This is a genomic window from Pseudomonas sp. NMI542_15 (assembly GCF_021283425.1).
Taxonomy (GTDB): Bacteria; Pseudomonadota; Gammaproteobacteria; order Pseudomonadales; family Pseudomonadaceae; genus Aquipseudomonas; species Aquipseudomonas fortuita.
The window spans coordinates 388,673-405,075 of sequence record NZ_JAJSRO010000001.1 but is presented as its reverse complement, the minus strand read 5'-3'; the positions used below and the strand labels follow the sequence as shown (position 1 = coordinate 405,075).

The 16,403-nt window shown below is 62.5% G+C and carries 11 protein-coding genes, 1 pseudogene and 1 riboswitch; of the genes and pseudogenes, 7 read left to right on the top strand and 5 right to left on the bottom strand.

Annotation, left to right across the window (positions count from 1 at the left end):
• Window positions 1–6: 6 nt before the first annotated feature.
• The 4 genes and pseudogenes from LU684_RS01740 to LU684_RS01725 form a co-directional block, all read left to right on the top strand.
• Window positions 7–537, top strand: a pseudogene (locus LU684_RS01740) (alpha/beta hydrolase family protein); the annotation flags it as partial.
• Between the two features lie 449 nt (window positions 538–986).
• Window positions 987–1,592, top strand: a complete 606-nt coding sequence (locus LU684_RS01735; RefSeq protein ID WP_023047400.1) for a helix-turn-helix transcriptional regulator — start codon at window positions 987–989, stop codon at window positions 1,590–1,592.
• Between the two features lie 104 nt (window positions 1,593–1,696).
• Entirely contained in the window at window positions 1,697–2,698 is a 1,002-nt protein-coding gene (locus tag LU684_RS01730) for a threonine/serine dehydratase (protein ID WP_232894053.1), read from the top strand.
• Window positions 2,695–3,642, top strand: coding sequence for an ornithine cyclodeaminase family protein (locus tag LU684_RS01725; protein ID WP_232894052.1), 948 nt, complete (start codon window positions 2,695–2,697; stop codon window positions 3,640–3,642). The genes LU684_RS01730 and LU684_RS01725 overlap by 4 nt, the downstream gene beginning before the upstream one ends.
• 13 nt (window positions 3,643–3,655) lie before the next feature.
• Here LU684_RS01725 and codA read toward each other — a convergent pair whose 3' ends face one another.
• The 5 genes from codA to LU684_RS01700 all read right to left on the bottom strand — a co-directional run bounded on the left by codA (window position 3,656) and on the right by LU684_RS01700 (window position 9,051).
• Entirely contained in the window at window positions 3,656–4,897 is a 1,242-nt protein-coding gene (gene codA / locus LU684_RS01720; protein WP_232894051.1) for a cytosine deaminase, read from the bottom strand.
• Window positions 4,898–4,901: 4 nt separating this feature from the next.
• Complete coding sequence (locus LU684_RS01715) at window positions 4,902–6,119, bottom strand: PucR family transcriptional regulator (RefSeq protein ID WP_232894050.1); 1,218 nt, start codon at window positions 6,117–6,119, stop codon at window positions 4,902–4,904.
• Entirely contained in the window at window positions 6,116–7,381 is a 1,266-nt protein-coding gene (gene codB / locus LU684_RS01710; RefSeq protein ID WP_023047406.1) for a cytosine permease, read from the bottom strand. The genes LU684_RS01715 and codB overlap by 4 nt, the downstream gene beginning before the upstream one ends.
• 360 nt (window positions 7,382–7,741) lie before the next feature.
• The gene (gene tenA, locus LU684_RS01705) at window positions 7,742–8,407 is read right to left on the bottom strand and encodes a thiaminase II (protein WP_033731393.1); all 666 of its coding nucleotides are present in this window, start codon (window positions 8,405–8,407) and stop codon (window positions 7,742–7,744) included.
• On the bottom strand, window positions 8,404–9,051 hold the full coding sequence (locus tag LU684_RS01700; RefSeq protein ID WP_016487207.1) for a TenA family protein: 648 nt from the start codon (window positions 9,049–9,051) through the stop codon (window positions 8,404–8,406). The genes tenA and LU684_RS01700 overlap by 4 nt, the downstream gene beginning before the upstream one ends.
• Window positions 9,052–9,129: 78 nt before the next feature.
• Window positions 9,130–9,244, bottom strand: a riboswitch (TPP riboswitch).
• A gap of 250 nt (window positions 9,245–9,494) precedes the next feature.
• On the opposite strand from LU684_RS01700, the gene LU684_RS01695 reads away from it, so the two are divergent.
• The 3 genes from LU684_RS01695 (at window position 9,495) to LU684_RS01685 (ending at window position 16,335) form a co-directional block, all read left to right on the top strand.
• Window positions 9,495–12,890, top strand: coding sequence for an Ig-like domain-containing protein (locus LU684_RS01695; RefSeq protein WP_232894049.1), 3,396 nt, complete (start codon window positions 9,495–9,497; stop codon window positions 12,888–12,890).
• A 55-nt stretch (window positions 12,891–12,945) separates the two neighbouring features.
• Window positions 12,946–13,929, top strand: a complete 984-nt coding sequence (locus LU684_RS01690; RefSeq protein ID WP_210667969.1) for an SCO family protein — start codon at window positions 12,946–12,948, stop codon at window positions 13,927–13,929.
• 81 nt (window positions 13,930–14,010) lie between these two features.
• Entirely contained in the window at window positions 14,011–16,335 is a 2,325-nt protein-coding gene (locus tag LU684_RS01685; RefSeq protein WP_232894048.1) for a putative bifunctional diguanylate cyclase/phosphodiesterase, read from the top strand.
• The last annotated feature ends 68 nt before the right edge of the window (window positions 16,336–16,403 follow it).

The window sequence follows — 16,403 nt, the reverse complement described above, 5'->3', positions numbered from 1 at the left end:
TCGTGCTCAAGCGTGGTGGACTGGCTGGAAACCCGCGCGGATGTCGATGCCAATCGTATCGGCATCTAAGGCGTTTCGTTGGGCGGGTACTACTGCCCGCGCGCCGTCGCTTTCGAGCCACGTTTCGCCTGTGGTGTGTCGTGGGGCGCCAACCACGACTGGCGCGACGTGCAGAAGCGTCGCCTGGAAAAAGAGGGCGACTTCCCTGTGCCGCATTATTGGGCGCATGTGCGTTGGGTCTGGGGCGCCAAGGACATGGACGAATTCATGATCATCGCCGAGAACGTCCATCTCGATGGCGTGCTGGACCGAATCAAGGTGCCTTTCCTGGTCACCCACGGCGAGAAGGACTCACAGATTCCGCTCAAGTGGGCGCACCGTACTTATGAGCAGCTGGTAAACAGTCCCAAGCGTGAGCTGAAAATCTTCACGGAGCGCGAAGGCGGCGTGCAGCACGCGAGCTTCGATAACAGCATGAATGCCGGCCAATACATTGCAGACTGGGTCGCTGAGACCCTCGGCGGCCGAGTAGCCTGAATGTCTCGGTAACGAGGTCGATCACGCCAACGGCAGGCACGTCAGCCTGCCGTTTTCAATACAGCATTCAGTTACTCCCGCTTGCCACCCAATCAAACGCAGCATCGTTGCTATGTCAGTCACTGCTCCAAGCTCCCTTCTCGCATTCCCAGTCGCAGAGAACATATGGAAAAATTGCATCACCGCTATGCACTATCAAGGCGCAACTTCAGAAATTTAGTGTCTGAGACCTTCCTGGCGGCCTACCCCCCTTCTGGATGAAAACTGAATCTGTGAAACGTTAAGCGCCAAAATTCCAAGCTCTTGTTTTTATTGAAAGTTTATGCCAACTGCTTTCAGGCTTTCAGTTTCGAGGGCTTTGTCAACGTACGCACGCTGCAAGAGCGCCACCTTGTGCCGGTTACGCTTTGCCGCCACCATGGGCGTCCAGCACTGATCACCGACAAAAAATGACCCTGGAAAACTACAAAGCAATCGCCGACAGCATCGCCCTGCTGCTGTATCCGCACGCTGAAGTCATCGTCCATGAGCTGCGCAGCCAGACCGTCGTGCACATCGCCAACAACTTCTCCCAACGCAAGCTGGGCGATGATTCGGCGATTGATCACGAACTGGGCGATTTGCTCGAGGGCGCCAACCTGGGCCCCTACGAGAAGCTGAACTGGAACGGCCAGAAGGTCCGCTCCATCAGCACCGTGCTACGCAACGCACAAGGCGAAGCCCAGCACCTGATGTGCATCAATCTGAACGTGTCGGTATTGGAGCAAGCCCGCGTAGCGCTCGATGCGTTCTTCCAGATGAGCCGGCTGGTACCGCAACCTGACGCGTTGTTCCGCAACGACTGGCAGGAACGTATCAACACCTTCCTGCATGCGTGGCTACAAGCGCGCAACCTTTCGCTACAGACACTGCAGATGAAAGACAAGCGCAGCCTGGTGCAGGCGCTGCATGCCGAAGGCGCATTCGAGGGGCGAAGTGGGGCTGACTATGTGGCCAACGTGCTGAGCATGGGCCGGGCCACCGTTTACAAGTACCTGAAAGAACTCAAGACCTAGCGGCGCGCTGCCACCGGCAAGAAGCTGCAAGTGGCTGCGCTCAGGGACTTGTCTATCGTGGATAATTATTCTACCGTGGACATATATTCCATAAGGAGCGCAGCATGCCAGCCTCTACTGCTTCACCGACTGCCGCCAATGCCGTTGACCTCGATGCACTGTACACGTCCATTGAGGAAGCCCACAGCGCACTGCGCCCCGCCGTCAGCATCACACCCCTCAGTCACAGCGCGCGGTTGTCGGCACTGACCGGCTGCGAAGTCCTGCTCAAATGCGAGCACCTGCAACACACCGGCTCGTTCAAGTTCCGCGGCGCCAGCAACAAGATCCGCCTGCTGCCGGTTGATGTGCGCAAGCATGGGGTTATCGCTGCCTCGTCCGGCAACCATGGGCAGGCGCTCGCACTAGCCGGCAAAACGGCAGGTGTGCCAGTGACTGTGTACACCGCCACTTCGGCTTCGCCATACAAAATCGAGGCGATGCGCACCCTAGGCGCCGAAGTGCTTTGCCTGCCTACGGACCCACTGGGTGCAGAGCTGGAAGCCGCCAGGCAAGCCAAGGCTCAGGGTGTACCGTTCGTGTCGCCCTACAACGACCTGCAAGTCATTGCCGGTCAAGGCACCATCGGCATGGAATTGTTCGAGCAGGCACCAGACCTGGACGCAGTGTTCGTCGCCGTAGGCGGTGGCGGGATGATTGCCGGCATAGGTGCCGCCCTGCGCAAGCTCAACCCGGGCACCGAGATCATTGGCTGCTGGCCGGCCAATGACCCTGCCCTGGCGCAGTCCATCAAGGCCGGTGAAATTGTCGAGGTCGACGCCCTGGAAACGCTGTCGGACGGCACGGCTGGCGGCGTCGAGCCGGGCGCCATCACCTTGCCGCTGTGCCAGGCGCTGGTCACCGATACCGTGCTGGTCAGCGAGGACGAAATCCGCGCCGCCATGCGCGATATCGCCAGCAGTGAACGCTGGATCATCGAAGGTGCTGCAGCTGTCGCGGTTGCCGGCATGCAAAAGCTCGCCGAGCGCTACCAGGGCAAGCGTGTCGCCGTGATCCTGTGCGGCCGTAACATCCTGCTGGAAAAGTTCCTGGAGGCCGTTCGATGAAGGTTTTCAGCAAGGCGCAGATCGTCGCCAGCTTCAACCCGGCGCTGGCGGTAAGCAGGCTGGAGGAAGGCTTTATCGCCTACTCCGAAGGCGCGGTACAGGTGCCGCCCGTGCAGGCCTTTGCATTTACAGGGGCGAACGGTGACTGCTGTGTGAAATCGGCCTATATCGAGGGCAGCCCGACCTTCACGGTCAAGCTTTCAACCGGTTTTTATGACAACCCTGCCAAAGGCCTGCCGAGCAATGATGGCCTGATGCTGGTGCTGTCTGCGCTCACTGGGCAACCGCTGGCGCTGCTGCAGGACCAAGGCTGGCTGACCGGCATGCGCACCGCCCTGGCCGGGCGTATTGCTGCCAGGCTGCTGGCGCCGGACCAGGTCAAGGCCATTGGCATCCTCGGTACCGGCATGCAGGCGCAGATGCAGCTTGAACAGCTGCGCGCCGTTACCGATTGCCGCCAGGTCGTTGTCTGGGGCCGTCATGAAAGCGGGCTTGCGGCCTATGCGACATTTGCCCGTGAACTGGGCTTCGAGGTTCGCAACACGCAGGATGCGGCAGAAGTTGCGGGCGCTGCAAACCTGATTGTCTGCACCACCCCTTCCCGCCAGCCGCTGTTACACAGCGAGTGGGTCCAGCCGGGCACGCATATCACTGCCATCGGCGCCGATGCACCTGGCAAGCAGGAACTGGACCCGGCACTGGTGGCCAGGGCGGACCGTATCATCGTCGACTCGGTCGCCCAGTGCAGCCAGTACGGCGAAGTGGCCCACGCGCTCGACAGTGGCCGGATAAAGGCGAACCAGCTGATCGAACTGGGGGCACTGCTGGCCGGGCGTGCCAAGGGGCGCGAGCACGACGGCCAGATCACCCTGGCAGACCTGACCGGCGTGGCAGTGCAGGACACGCAAGTCGCAAGCTGCGCCCTCGCTGCATTGGGCACCTGAGGCGACAGCGAAGTCAGAGCAGACGCTGCACCTGGGCCGGCGTACGCTGCATCAGCACCTTGCCATTGCGTACCGACACCAGGGCATGTCCCTGGGTGCGCACCATTTCGTAGTCGTCAGGCGCCGACAGCAGCAGCAGGTTCGCCGGCCGCCCCACTTCGATGCCGTAGCGCTCGCCCAGGTTCAAGGTGCGGGCGCTGTTATCGGTGATCAGGTCAAGGCAACGCTGAAGGTCTTCGTAACCAAGCATGTGGCAGATGTGCAGGCCGGCCTCAAGAATGCGCAGGATGTTGCCGTTGCCCAGCGGGTACCACGGGTCGACGATGGAGTCCTGGCCAAAGCACACGTTCATGCCGGCACGGTCAAGTTCGGCAACACGGGTGACACCCCGGCGCTTGGGGTAGTTGTCAAAGCGTCCCTGCAGGTGAATGCTTTCGGTCGGGCACGACACGAAGTTGATACCCGACAACTTGAGCAGGCGGAACAGCTTGTAGCAGTAGGCATTGTCATACGAGCCCATGGCCACGGTATGGCTGGCCGTCACCCGGGCCCCCATGCCGCGCACCCGGGCCTCTTCGGCCAGCACTTCGAGGAAGCGTGACTGCGGGTCGTCGGTCTCATCGCAGTGCACGTCCACCAGGCAACCGGTGCGCTCGGCCAGGTCCATCAAAAACTTCACCGACGACACGCCCTGGTCGCGGGTGTTCTCGAAATGGGGAATGCCGCCGACCACATCGGCGCCAATCGCCACTGCTTCGGTCATCAGCGCCCGGCCGTTGGCGTAGGACTCGATGCCTTCCTGCGGGAAGGCGACAATCTGCAAGTCGACCAGCTCGCGTACTTCGTCACGCACCTCGACCATGGCCTTGAGTGCGGTAAGTTGCAAGTCGGTGACATCGACATGGGTGCGCACATGCTGGATACCGTGGTCCACCAGCATGCCGATGGTTTTTTTCGCACGGGTCTTGATGTCATCGTGGGTGGTGAGCTCCTTGCGCTCGGCCCAGCACTCGATGCCTTCGAACAGGGTGCCGCTCATGTTCCACCTGGGTTCGCCGGCCGTTAGGGTCGCGTCCAGGTGGATGTGCGGCTCGACAAAAGGCGCCACCACCAGATTTTGCCCAGCGTCCAGGTCATCGCCAGCGCCAGGTGCTTGCACCCCGCCCTGGGGCGTGATGGCGGCAATGCGCTCACCATTCAGTTCGATGCGGAACAGGCCAGGCTTGCCGCGCAGGCGTGCGTTGAGGATGTTCATGCTGTTACTCCTTGCCGTGGGCTTCGCTCATGCGCCATACCAGCATGGCGACCGAAGCATTCATGCGAAAAAGCGGGTCGTCGATGGACTGCCCGCTCAGTTGTTCGATGCGCTGGATGCGCTGATTAATGGTGTTGCGGTGCAGCCCCAGGCGCTGCGCGGCCTTGAGCCCGTTGCCGTTCTCCATGAGCAAGGCGTCGAGGGTGTGCACCAGGGCGTTGGCCTGCTTGCGCCCAGGGGCGATCAACGGGCCGAGCGTACGGCTGACGAAGTCGTCGATCAGCGAGCGGTCGACGATGCCTTGCAGCAGGCGCAGCACCCCCAGTTCGCTGAAGTTGCAATAGCCGTTGGCCGGGCGCAAGTGCTGCGCTACGTCCAAGGCCTGGCGCGCCTCATTGAGGGCCTGACGGTAGTGCGCACAGTCGTCGGCGAGGCTCGACAAGCCCATGTGCAGGCTCAGTTCACCCCTCACTGCCTGCAACTGCCGATAAAGCCCAGCCAAGGTCTCGGGCAAGTCGTGCGCATCGGCCAGCAGTACCACGAACAGATCACCCGGCAGCTGTGCCATCACGCTCCCTGCCCGTTGGCGGCACCAGGCTTGCAGCTGATCTTCCAATGCCTGGCGGGTAGCTTGCCAGGTCCGCTCGCCGTGGCTCAGCCCGTGGCGCTCGAACAAACCATCCACGCCCGCCAGGCGCAAAGCCAGCAAGCGCCGCGGCTCATCCAGTGTCAGTTGCAGATGCGTTGCCCGTTGCCGGGCAATGGCCAGGCTCGGGTAGTCGCCAGTCAGCAGCTGGCCGAGGATATCGTGACGCGAGCGACGTACCTGGCTCATCTGCACCAAGGCCGTGCCGATCAGGTGGGTGACCACGACCATCTTCAGCGCATAAGGCTGCTCGATCAGCGGCAGGCCAAGTTGTTCGGCACGCGCGATGACAGCCGCAGGGACGCACTGGATAAAGCTGCCGCCAGTGAGGATGACCATGCCGGCGATGCCCACTGCGGCACCATCTTCCACCAGGCTGAGGAGGTTGGCCTCGCCGCGCGGGTGGTTGATGCCAGTGACGAACACCAGCTCACCGCCCATTACCCATTCGGCGATACCTTCGTTTTCCGCCACATAGGGCCAGCGTACCCGCCGTTGCAGGTTGCGCGCCCCGGCCAGCACGCGCATATCGTGCAGGCCGGGCAAATGCAGAATCTCGTCCAGCGCCAGGCTCACGGCTCGACACCCGCCTGACCCGGAGCCCGGCGGCGTGCGCCAAGTTCGAGGATGACGATGTAGCACAGGGCCGAGGCGCCGATACCCACCAGTGGAGCGACCCACGGCGAGGCGTACGCCAGTACCGCGCCCACGGCATAGGCAAACAGCCCGGTGAGGTTGTAACGTGGCAGGCTTGCCATGCCCAGTGCCGGGTACTTGCCGCGGTGGCGATACCAGAAATCAGCCATGATCACCCCGCCCACCGGTGGAATGATCGAGCCCAGCAGCACCAGGAACGGGATCAGCATTTCGTACATGCCACCCATCGCCAGCACAATGCCAACCCCCGCCGCCACCAGCGTTGCCGTGCGCCGGCGCTCGCTGCGCAACAAATGGCAGGCGGCCGCGGACACGTTGTAGATGGTCGGCCCCTGGATGGTCCACAGGTTCAGGCATAGCATCACCACCGCTGCGAACGACAAACCCTGCAGCATCATTACCTCGACGATATCGGCCTGTTGGTAAACCATCGCGCACCAGGCACCGGCCACCACCATCAGGCCGTTGCCAAGGAGAAATGCCACCACGCTGGCGGTCACCGCCACCCGGCCGCTGCGCGACAGCCGTGTCCAGTTGGTGGCCTGGGTGGCACCACTGGCGAAGGTGCCGAAGACCATGGTCACCGCTGCCGAAAAGGTCATGGTTTCGTGCGGCACCACTGCGGCCAGGCCGGCAAAGCCGCCAACATCGCGGGTGGCAATGTACATCGACACCAGCAGCAGCACGAACATCAATGGCACCGATACTCGCGACAGCACGTCCAGCCCCTTGAAGCCGATGATGGCAGTAATGCTGAAGCCCAGGCCAAACAGCACCATCAACGGTACGCTGAAACCTTCCGCCAGCCCCAACAGTTTGACCAGCACGATCGCCACGGTGGCTGTGCCCCAGGCGTACCAGCCAAGTTCAGCGAAACCCAGCAGAAAGTCCGAAAGCCGACTGCCAGCTTCGCCAAAACAGAAACGCCCCATCAACACGGTGTTCAGCCCGCTGCGCGAGGCGATGAATGCCAACGCAGCGGCATACAAGGCCAGCAGGCTGTTGCCGAGGGCGGCTACCCACAACATGTCGACAAAATTGAAGGCCATGCCCAGCTTGCCGCCGGCGAACATCGTGCCGGTGAAAAAGGTAAAGCTGAACAGGACCATGGCAATCGGCAGCAGGCCTTTGCGGGCAGACTGCGGGGCTTCGCTGAGGGGGAATTCGCTGGGTGAGCTCATTGCACGGGGCTCCGGGTAGTAGTTGGGAGCTGGAAGAGCAATATGCGGGCCGCTTTTTCGAGCCCCGATACCCGTGATCAAATCGGGCAAGCAGCCCAGACATCAATGTGCACTGTGAACAGTAAAGTCGCTTTTATGCGCTGTGAAAGTGTGCCGGACGACTTATTTTGAGGCATTCATGCACCAAAGCGGGCTTGGGCTGGGTAGGATTCACCCAGTCGACCAAGCACTTTTGGGCTGCTGCGCAGCCCATCGCCGGCAAGCCAGGCTTCCACAGGTACGGTACAACCCTTCGAGCATTGCGCGGTCTCTGTGGGAGCCCGGCTTGCCGGCGATGGGGCGCAAAGCGGCCCCGGGGGGCTACGCCACCCCGTCCAGCCCCATCTGCCAGAAGTCCGCCTCCAGGCTGGACGCCTGGCCAAAAATTCCCACCAACTCGGCAAACCGCTGCTCGGTCATGCTCCGCGCCGCCAGCTCATCCAGGTGTTTGCGCGCTGCCGCCGCCACCCCCTGGTAGCCTTCCCCGGCATACTCGCCAATCCACTCGCGGTACGGGTGGTTGCTCAAATCACCAATCTGCTCGGCCAGGGTCCGGCCTATTTCGGCATAGCCAATCACGCAAGGTGCCAGTGCCACGTGCAGCTCCAGCAGGTCGCCGGCAGCGCCGCAGTCCAGCACGTAGCGGGTGTATGCCACCGTGGCCTGGTGTTCTGGCGCGGCCTCAATGTCGGCTTGGGTCAGCCCCCAGCGGGCGCACAGGCGCACATGCAGTTCGGTTTCATCCAGAATTGCCGCCAACCCGGCCTGCGCGGCGCGGATGTCGTCCGGCCGGCGGCTCTTGTAGGCCGCCAGTGCCCAGGCGCGGGCGAACTGGATCAGGAACAGGTAATCCTGCACCAGGTACGTCCGGAACGCGGCCTCGCTCAGCGTGCCCTCTCCCATCTGCCGCACGAAATCATGGTCTACGTAACGGCGCCACTGTTGCGTGGCTGCGGCCTTGAGGCGATCGAAGATATCCATGCTCATTTGCTCTGCGGGTAGATGGCATCGAAGAAGGCCAGTTCCAACGCAACCGTGCGCTGGTAGAAGTCACTGGCCAGTGCGGCGTGCTGCGGGCCGACACGGTCCAGTTCGGCCTGCAGGAAGGCAACGAAGGCCTGGAATGCCGGGTTATCGTGCAGGGTGATCCATTCGGCATGGACGAAGTTCTGCGGCATGGGTTTCGGCGCTTTCAGCGCCCAGTCCAGGTACAGGCCTTCGGCAACGTTGAGTACCGCCAGCGCTGCTGCATAGGAGCGGGTGGCTGCCGCTTCGCGCATGATGGCCTTGAACCCTGCGGTGGGCGCCGTATCGGCCGGCTCACTACGTTGCGCCGGGCTTACATCCAGCGCCTCGAAGGCCCGCAGGAAGTAGGTGTTTTCATCGCTGGAAATCATCCCGGCAAAGCGGCCGAAGCGCAGGCGCGCCTCGAATGTATCGGCGGTGGCGATGGCTGCGCCCAGCAGGGTCAGGAAGCTGTCGAGAAAGCGATGGTCCTGCACCAGATAGTCGACCATGATCGGGTCCGGCAGGCTGCCGTCGCACAATTGGGTCACGAAACGGTGGCCAACGGCCGCCGACCAGGTTGGCTCGCTCTGGCGGCGCAGGGACTGGCTGAAACGTTCGGTCATGATGCTGTCCTTGATGAAGGTGACAGCGAGACCTTGGCAGTTGACATGGACGGGCCTCGCAGTGAGGCCGGCAAAAAGGCAGGTTACAAGCCCCATCCCTTCGCCGGCATGATCCGGATCAGGTTCGAAGGGTCACCGCGCTGCAGCGTTCAGCGGTTTCTCAGCCCTTTGCCGGGCTCCCCTTGGTAGCCCACACATATACCGCAGCGCGCCGGGTGTGTCACGCCCCAAACCACCCATCCAGTGGGCATTGGGTCCCCGCTAGTGGGGACTTATACCCATTCTTGACGCCCCGTCATTTAGCGCACCTCAGGTGCCACAAGGATTTGTTTAACAAAGCATTACTGAAACAGTTGTTGGCACAGCCGTTGCTCAGGGCCTTTTATCGGGCAAAACGCCATTGATGGCTTAGAGCCATGCAGCCGCGAGCGAGGCACAAGGCAATGAGAACACATGCCGTGATCCAACCTGTTAGGTACGCATTCCAGCTTTCTTCAGTCACTGCGCTGATGGTCAGCCTCGGGCTGATCACGGTCATGGCCTCGCCCCTTGACGACAACAGTCAGCCGCCGCCGACCGATCCATCGGCCTACACCGAGCAACCGGCTGACCCGACTCCGGCCTTGCTCAACCTCAGTATCTTGCCCGAAGCCAACGAAGGCGCGCTGGAGCTGGTCGATGGCGCGCACGGCGACCGCGATACAGTGCGGATAGACAACGTGCTGCCGCCTGCACTGCAAACCTCGGACAGGTACCCCACCAACGGCAAACCCAGCCCACTGTTCGGAGCCCAACCCTTCACCCAGCAATTGTTGCTGTTCGAAGAATTCGGGCCAGAGAAGCTCGACCCGACCACGCCGGCGCCGGAGCTGACCTTTCCCGTCCCCACCCTCGGCGCGGCCCCGGCGCAGGACCCCAGCGTCGTCGCGCGCAGCGGGCCAAGTGGTACGGCCCTGGAAGCGTTCCTCAAGCAGCCCGGCCTGTATCCGTACCCGAGCCAGTACGCCAATGTGCTGGACCGCAACCCCTGGAAGGCGCAGATCGAAATGTTCCTCAACCGCCAGCCGGTCGGCTCGCCTGCTGAAGGCCGGCCACCAGGAAAAGCCTGGTCGCACCAGCGTTGGAACGAGTTCTACCCGCAGGCGGCGTTCAAGACCGCCCAGGCCGGGGCGCGTATCAACCTCGGTCTGCGTGATCGCAAACAGCTGCATAACTATGCGTCTGGCGAGTTTGCACCCGGCGGCCTGTACTACCAGACCTCCGACATCCCCACTACGCTGGGCACCACCAAGGGCATTGACACGCGCTTTCACCCGAATATGCCCTTGCAGAACCACAAATCACTGTGGACATTCGACGGCACCTTCCCGCCCAAACTGCTGATGGTACGTTACGGCCAGCCGATCCTGATGCGCCATTACAACGCCTTGCCCATCGACCCCTCGGCCAACGGTGGCTTTGGCCTGCACACCATCTCGACGCACGAGCACAATGGCCACTCCCCGGCAGAGAGCGATGGCTTCGCCAACGCCTACTTCTTCCCGGGGCAGTACTACGACTACCGCTGGCCAGTGCAACTGGCCGGCTACGACACCATCAACACCCGTGCCCAGGATCCGCGGGCAGCCTTCCCCTGCTCACCGGGCGAAACCCTGTTCGTCAACGACGGCACGCCGGGCCTGAAAGCCTGCCAGAACGGCAGCATCAAGATTCGCGGCGACTGGCGTGAAACCATGAGCACCCACTGGTTCCACGACCACATGATGGATTTCACGGCACAGAACGTCTACAAGGGCAACGCCGTGATGATGAACTACTACAGCGCCCTGGACCGCGGTAACGAGGCGCTGCAGGATGGCGTCAACCTGCGCTTCCCCAGTGGCTCCGGCATGCCATGGGGTAACCGTGACTACGACGTCAACCTGGTGATTGCCGACAAGGCCTGGGATGCCAACGGCCAGCTGTGGTTCAACCCGTTCAACACCGATGGCTTCCTCGGTGACCAGATTCTGGTCAACTGGCAGTACCAGCCCAGGCTCAAGGTGCGGGCGCGCAGCTACCGCTTCCGCATCCTCAACGGCTCGGTGTCGCGCTATTTCAAGTTTGCCGTGGTGCGGGAAATTGCCGGTACCAGTGGGGAGTTCAAAGGCCCCTCCGGCTCCAACCTGTCGTATGCCCGGGTGCCGTTCCACATGATCGCCAACGACGGCAACATCATGGAACACGCCGTGCCCTTCGACGGGACCATGGACCTGAACGGCGACGGCAACCTGCAGGACAACCATGGCATCCTGCCGCTGCAAGGCATCGCCGAGCGCTACGACATCATCATCAACTTTGCCAAGAATGGCATCAAGGCAGGCGACAAGCTGTACTTCGTCAACCTGGAAGAGCATCGCACCGGCAAGGGCCCGGAAGGTACGATTTCGCTGGCCGACGTGCTGTCGGAAAAGTACAAAGCCGTGATCAAGCAGACCAACAAAGGCCCGCAGTGGGACAAAGGCGACCCAGCAGTCGGCAAGTTTCTGCAACTGCTGGTGCAGCCCTACACCGGCCAGGACCTGAGCATGGACCCGGTGGCCTACGAGCCCGCCAAGCCAGGCAAGGCCGCAGGCCTGAAAATGCTGCCACTGCCCATTGACCGCAACGCCGCGACCGACCAGGCCAGACTCAAGGATGCCCGCCACCGCGCGTTCATCTTTGGCCGCTCCGACGGTACCGACACCAGCCCGTGGACCATCAAGACCGATGGCGGCTTTGGTTACAGCATGGACCCACGACGCATCAGTGCGGCACCGCAACTGGCCAACCAGTCCACCGACGGTGGGTTCAGCGGCGACGGCACCCTGGAGGTGTGGAAAATCGTCAACGGCGGCAATGGCTGGAGCCACCCGGTGCACGTGCATTTCGAGGAAGGCGTGATTCTTAGCCGCGACGGCAAGGCGCCACCGGAATGGGAAAAATGGGCGCGCAAAGACGTGTACCGGATCGGGCCAGAAGCCGATTCTTCGGGAGAGGTGGAAATGGCCATCCGCTTCCGCGAGTTCGCCGGCACCTACATGGAGCACTGCCACAACACCCAGCATGAGGACTCGTCCATGCTGCTGCGCTGGGACATTGAGCACCCGGGGCAGTTCCAGGTGATGCCAACCCCGCTGCCAGGCTGGGATGGCGTGCAATACATGGCTTCGGTCGGCCTGCCGACCTTCCGTACCAAAGGCCATGACGACACCGATGACCCGGCCAACAAGCCCCCCGTCGCAGCCAATGACAGTGCAGCGACTACCGCTGGCAAACCTATCACCCTGAACGTGCTCGCCAACGACTCCGACCCGGACGGCAACGTACCGCTGACCGTGACCGGTCTCACCCAGCCGGACTCCGGTCAGGGTACCGTCAGCACCGACGGCACCCTGGTGAATTACACCCCACCTGCCACGTTCGCCACACCGTTCACTGCCAGCTTCAACTACACGGCGCGCGATGCAAAGGGGGCCGAGTCGTTGACCCCGGCCACAGTCAGCATCGCTGTGACTGCGGCGGCGGCGGTCGACCAGATCCAGGTCAGCAGTGCCACGGTGCAGGTGCGCAGTGGCAACCGCTTCACCTGGGATGTGCAGGGGACGACCACGGTCGCCACGGGCAACAGCATCAGTGTGACTGCGGCAACCACCGGCGGCCCGGTAAGCCTGGGCAACGCCACGCTGACGGCCGCGACTACGGGCGCCCGCTGGCGGGTGTCTGTGACCACTACCGGCTTTGGCCCGGCCACACCCGCGACAGTTACCGTGAAATCGACGCTGGGGCAAACGGTGACAGCGCCAGTCAAATACCAGTGAGTGCAATGCAGGGGTCGCTGTGCGGCCCTTTTTACCCAACAACGAGGATCGCATCATGCCCGGCTCATGGCGTTTCCTGCTGGTGCTCGCGGTATTCGCCGCCAGCATTCCGTTATGGCCACTGCAGCCGCAACAACCGTTGGCCGAAGAAACCGCAAGCCCTTGGGGCGCCGGCTACTTCCCGAATATCCCGCTGCTTACCCAGGACGGCGAGAAGGTGCATTTCTTCGACGACCTGATCAAGGACAAGGTAGTCGCCATCAACTTCATCTTCACCGGCTGCTCCGACTCCTGCCCGGTGGAAACCGCGCGCTTGCGCCAGGTGCAGAAGATTCTGGGTGACCGGGTCGGCAAGGACATTTACTTCTATTCCATCAGCATCGACCCCTACAACGACACCCCAGCTACCCTCAAGCGCTACGCCGAAAAATTCGGCATCGGCCCTGGCTGGACGCTGCTCACCGGCGAGCCCGACGACATCGAGCAATTGCGCCGTAGCCTGGGGCTGTGGATCGAAGGCCTGGAAAACGGCCGTTCCAGAGACCACAACCTGAGCCTTATCATCGGCAACCAGGCCACCGGCCGCTGGATGAAAGCCTCGCCCTTCGAAAGCCCGTACATTCTCGCGGACCGGCTGGGCAACAGCCTGCACAACTGGAAGCAGGCCAGCGCCATGAGCAATGACTACGCCCAGGCCCCCGAGATACGGCCACCCAGCAGTGGTGAGCAAATCTTCCGCACCCGCTGCTCCTCCTGCCACACCCTGGGTAACACCGAGCCAGGGCAGCCCGGTATTGGCCCGGACCTGCTGGGGGTGACCCGACAGCGTGACGCCAGCTGGCTGACCCGCTGGTTGAAGGCGCCCGACCAGATGCTCGCAGAGAAAGACCCCTTGGCCATGCTGCTGTACGAGCAGTACAACCGGCTGGCCATGCCCAACATGCGCCTGGGCGATGCCGAAATCAGCGCACTGATGAGCTACATCGAGGAAGAAACCGCACGCCTGCAGGCGCCCCTGGCACATACAGGAAACCCTTAAAGGCAATTAGCCATTAGTCATCAACCTGTCACCTCCTTGTCGTATTTTTGGAGCATCACCCAGGGTCGGGAACTATCAGCAGTGATACGCCGTTCGCTTTCCTCCGCCAGCCTCCTGCGACTGCTGATCTTGATGCTGTGTGCCGCCACCCTCGCCTTTCTGTGGGGGCTGCACATGACGCAGAAAGCCGCTGCCCGCCAGGACGCGTTGTCGGCCAAGGCCGCCGAGCACTTGAACCTGGCCAGTATCGTGGGCGAAAGCCTGCGCCAGTTGGTCGACCGCGCCCAGGCCGTTGGCCGGGTCACCCAGGACGACATGAAAGTGCTGCGCCAGGGCAATTTCAGCCTGGCGCGGATACTGGCCGAAGACCCGGTGTTCAAGCGCATGAGCCTTTACGACCGGCAAGGCCGGCTGTTGTCAGCCAGCCATACCGACGAAGCCACCGCGCTGCCCGAGGATTGGTTACGCCAGCTGCAAAGGCACGTAGCCCGTTATGGATTCAAGCCCTTTCTACCCAACGTGCAGCCGCCGGGCCAGCAGGCCGCCCTGCCCGACTGGCGGCTGCCCTTTCTGCTGCCGTTGACCGACCTGCCTGGCCGCGAAATCGAAAACATCCTGGTTGTACAACTGGACATCGGCTACCTGGCGGTGCTGTTTCAGCATATCGATCTGGGGAGCAGCGGGCTGGTGCGCCTGCTGCAGGATGACGGCCTGGAGCGGCTGCGCATAGACACCAGCGGCGTGGTGGGCGCCGGCGATGTGTTGCTGCCAGAACTGCCAGATACCGGTAGCAACACTGGCCTGCTCACCCAATACGCGGCCGGCGGTGCGTACCAGAGCCTCTACCGACATGTGCCAGAGCGCGGGTTCAGCGTAGTGGTCAGCCAGCGCCAGGAGGACATCCTCGCACCTTCGGCCCTGGCCTATTCCCGACAATTCTGGTTGAACCTGAGCATGACGCTGATGATCATCGCCAGCCTGCTATGGACCTTGCGCCTTTTGCGCAAGCGCCAGGAGGCCTTCAGCGCACTGGAGCATGCCCAGCAGGTAAACCAGCAACTTATCGGCCGTCTTGAGGACGAACACCGGCGCAGCAGCCATGCCGCCGCCACCGACCACCTCAGCGGGCTGCACAACCGCCGCCAGTTCGTCGAGGTGGCCGGCCAGGCGCTGACCCGCCAGCGTGGCAAGCGCCAGTTGATGGCGATCCTGTTCATCGACATGGACCGCTTCAAGTCGATCAACGATTCGCTCGGGCACAAGATCGGCGACCTCCTGCTACAGGCCGTGGCCGGGCGCATCCAGCGTTTGCTGGAGCCCGGCGACGAGGCTTCGCGCTTTGGCGGCGACGAATTTGTGGTGTTGCTGGCGGGCGAACGCAGCGAAGACCAGATCAATGCCTGGGTCCGTGAGCTGGTCCAGCGGTTGTCGGCCACCTATGCCCTTGACGGCCAGGAGGTCAACACCAGCCCAAGCGTGGGCGTGAGCATCTGCCCGCGCGATGGCCAGGACATCGACAGCTTGATCCGCAGTGCCGACGCCGCGATGTATTCAGCCAAACAGGCCGGTCGGGCCCAGTACCGCTTCTTCGACGCCTCGCTGAACCTGGCCGACATCCAGGCCTTCACCCTCGAACAGGCGTTCGGCAGCGCCTTGGCCGAGCGCCGATTCGTGCTGCACTACCAGCCGCAAATCCGCCTCGACACCCAACAGGTACTGGGCTATGAAGCGCTGGTGCGTTGGGACCACCCCGAATTTGGCCTGCTGTACCCGGACCGCTTCATCGACCTGGCAGAGCGCAGCGGCTTTATTGTCGAGCTGGGCTGGGAGGTGTTGCGCCTGGCCTGTGAGGCTTTGGCGGGCTGGGACGCCCAAGGCCGGGGAACACGACTGGCCGTCAATGTATCTGCCCTGCAACTGCGCCAAGGCGATTTCGCTTCGCGGCTGCTGAGCGAACTGCAACGGTATGCCATTGCCCCGCAGCGGCTGGAGCTGGAAATTACCGAAACCACCATCCTCGACCCCGAAGGTACGGCCGTGGCGCACCTTCACAGACTGCGCGGCGCGGGCCTGGGCATCAGCCTGGATGACTTCGGCCGCGGCTACGCCGGCTTCGCCCATCTGCATTCGCTGCCATTGAGCAAGCTGAAGATCGATCGATCGCTGATCGCGCCACTGTCCAACAGCCCTGATGACAGCCCGATCGTGTCCTCCACCATCATCCTGGCCAAGCGCCTGGGCCTGGAAGTGGTCGCCGAAGGCGTAGAAACCCGCGAACAGGTGGTGTGCCTCAAGCTCGCCGGTTGTGATATCGCCCAGGGTTACCACTTCAGTCGGCCACTGTCGCCGGCGCAGTTGCACGAATATCCGCCTTTCAATGGCGTCGAGGAGAAAGCATGCGTGTAATGCGCACACCGGCGCTGACCCGCGGTGCTGGCCAGGCCGACTATGGTTGCCCCACTGACCCCAGCTGA

Coding starts and splice junctions, on each gene's coding strand:
- LU684_RS01690 (WP_210667969.1), top strand. CDS start 12,946: ATGCCCGGCTCATGGCGTTTCCTGCTGGTGCTCGCGGTATTCGCCGCC.
- LU684_RS01735 (WP_023047400.1), top strand. CDS start 987: ATGACCCTGGAAAACTACAAAGCAATCGCCGACAGCATCGCCCTGCTG.
- LU684_RS01730 (WP_232894053.1), top strand. CDS start 1,697: ATGCCAGCCTCTACTGCTTCACCGACTGCCGCCAATGCCGTTGACCTC.
- tenA (WP_033731393.1), bottom strand. CDS start 8,407: ATGAGCATGGATATCTTCGATCGCCTCAAGGCCGCAGCCACGCAACAG.
- LU684_RS01695 (WP_232894049.1), top strand. CDS start 9,495: ATGAGAACACATGCCGTGATCCAACCTGTTAGGTACGCATTCCAGCTT.
- codB (WP_023047406.1), bottom strand. CDS start 7,381: ATGAGCTCACCCAGCGAATTCCCCCTCAGCGAAGCCCCGCAGTCTGCC.
- codA (WP_232894051.1), bottom strand. CDS start 4,897: ATGAACATCCTCAACGCACGCCTGCGCGGCAAGCCTGGCCTGTTCCGC.
- LU684_RS01700 (WP_016487207.1), bottom strand. CDS start 9,051: ATGACCGAACGTTTCAGCCAGTCCCTGCGCCGCCAGAGCGAGCCAACC.
- LU684_RS01725 (WP_232894052.1), top strand. CDS start 2,695: ATGAAGGTTTTCAGCAAGGCGCAGATCGTCGCCAGCTTCAACCCGGCG.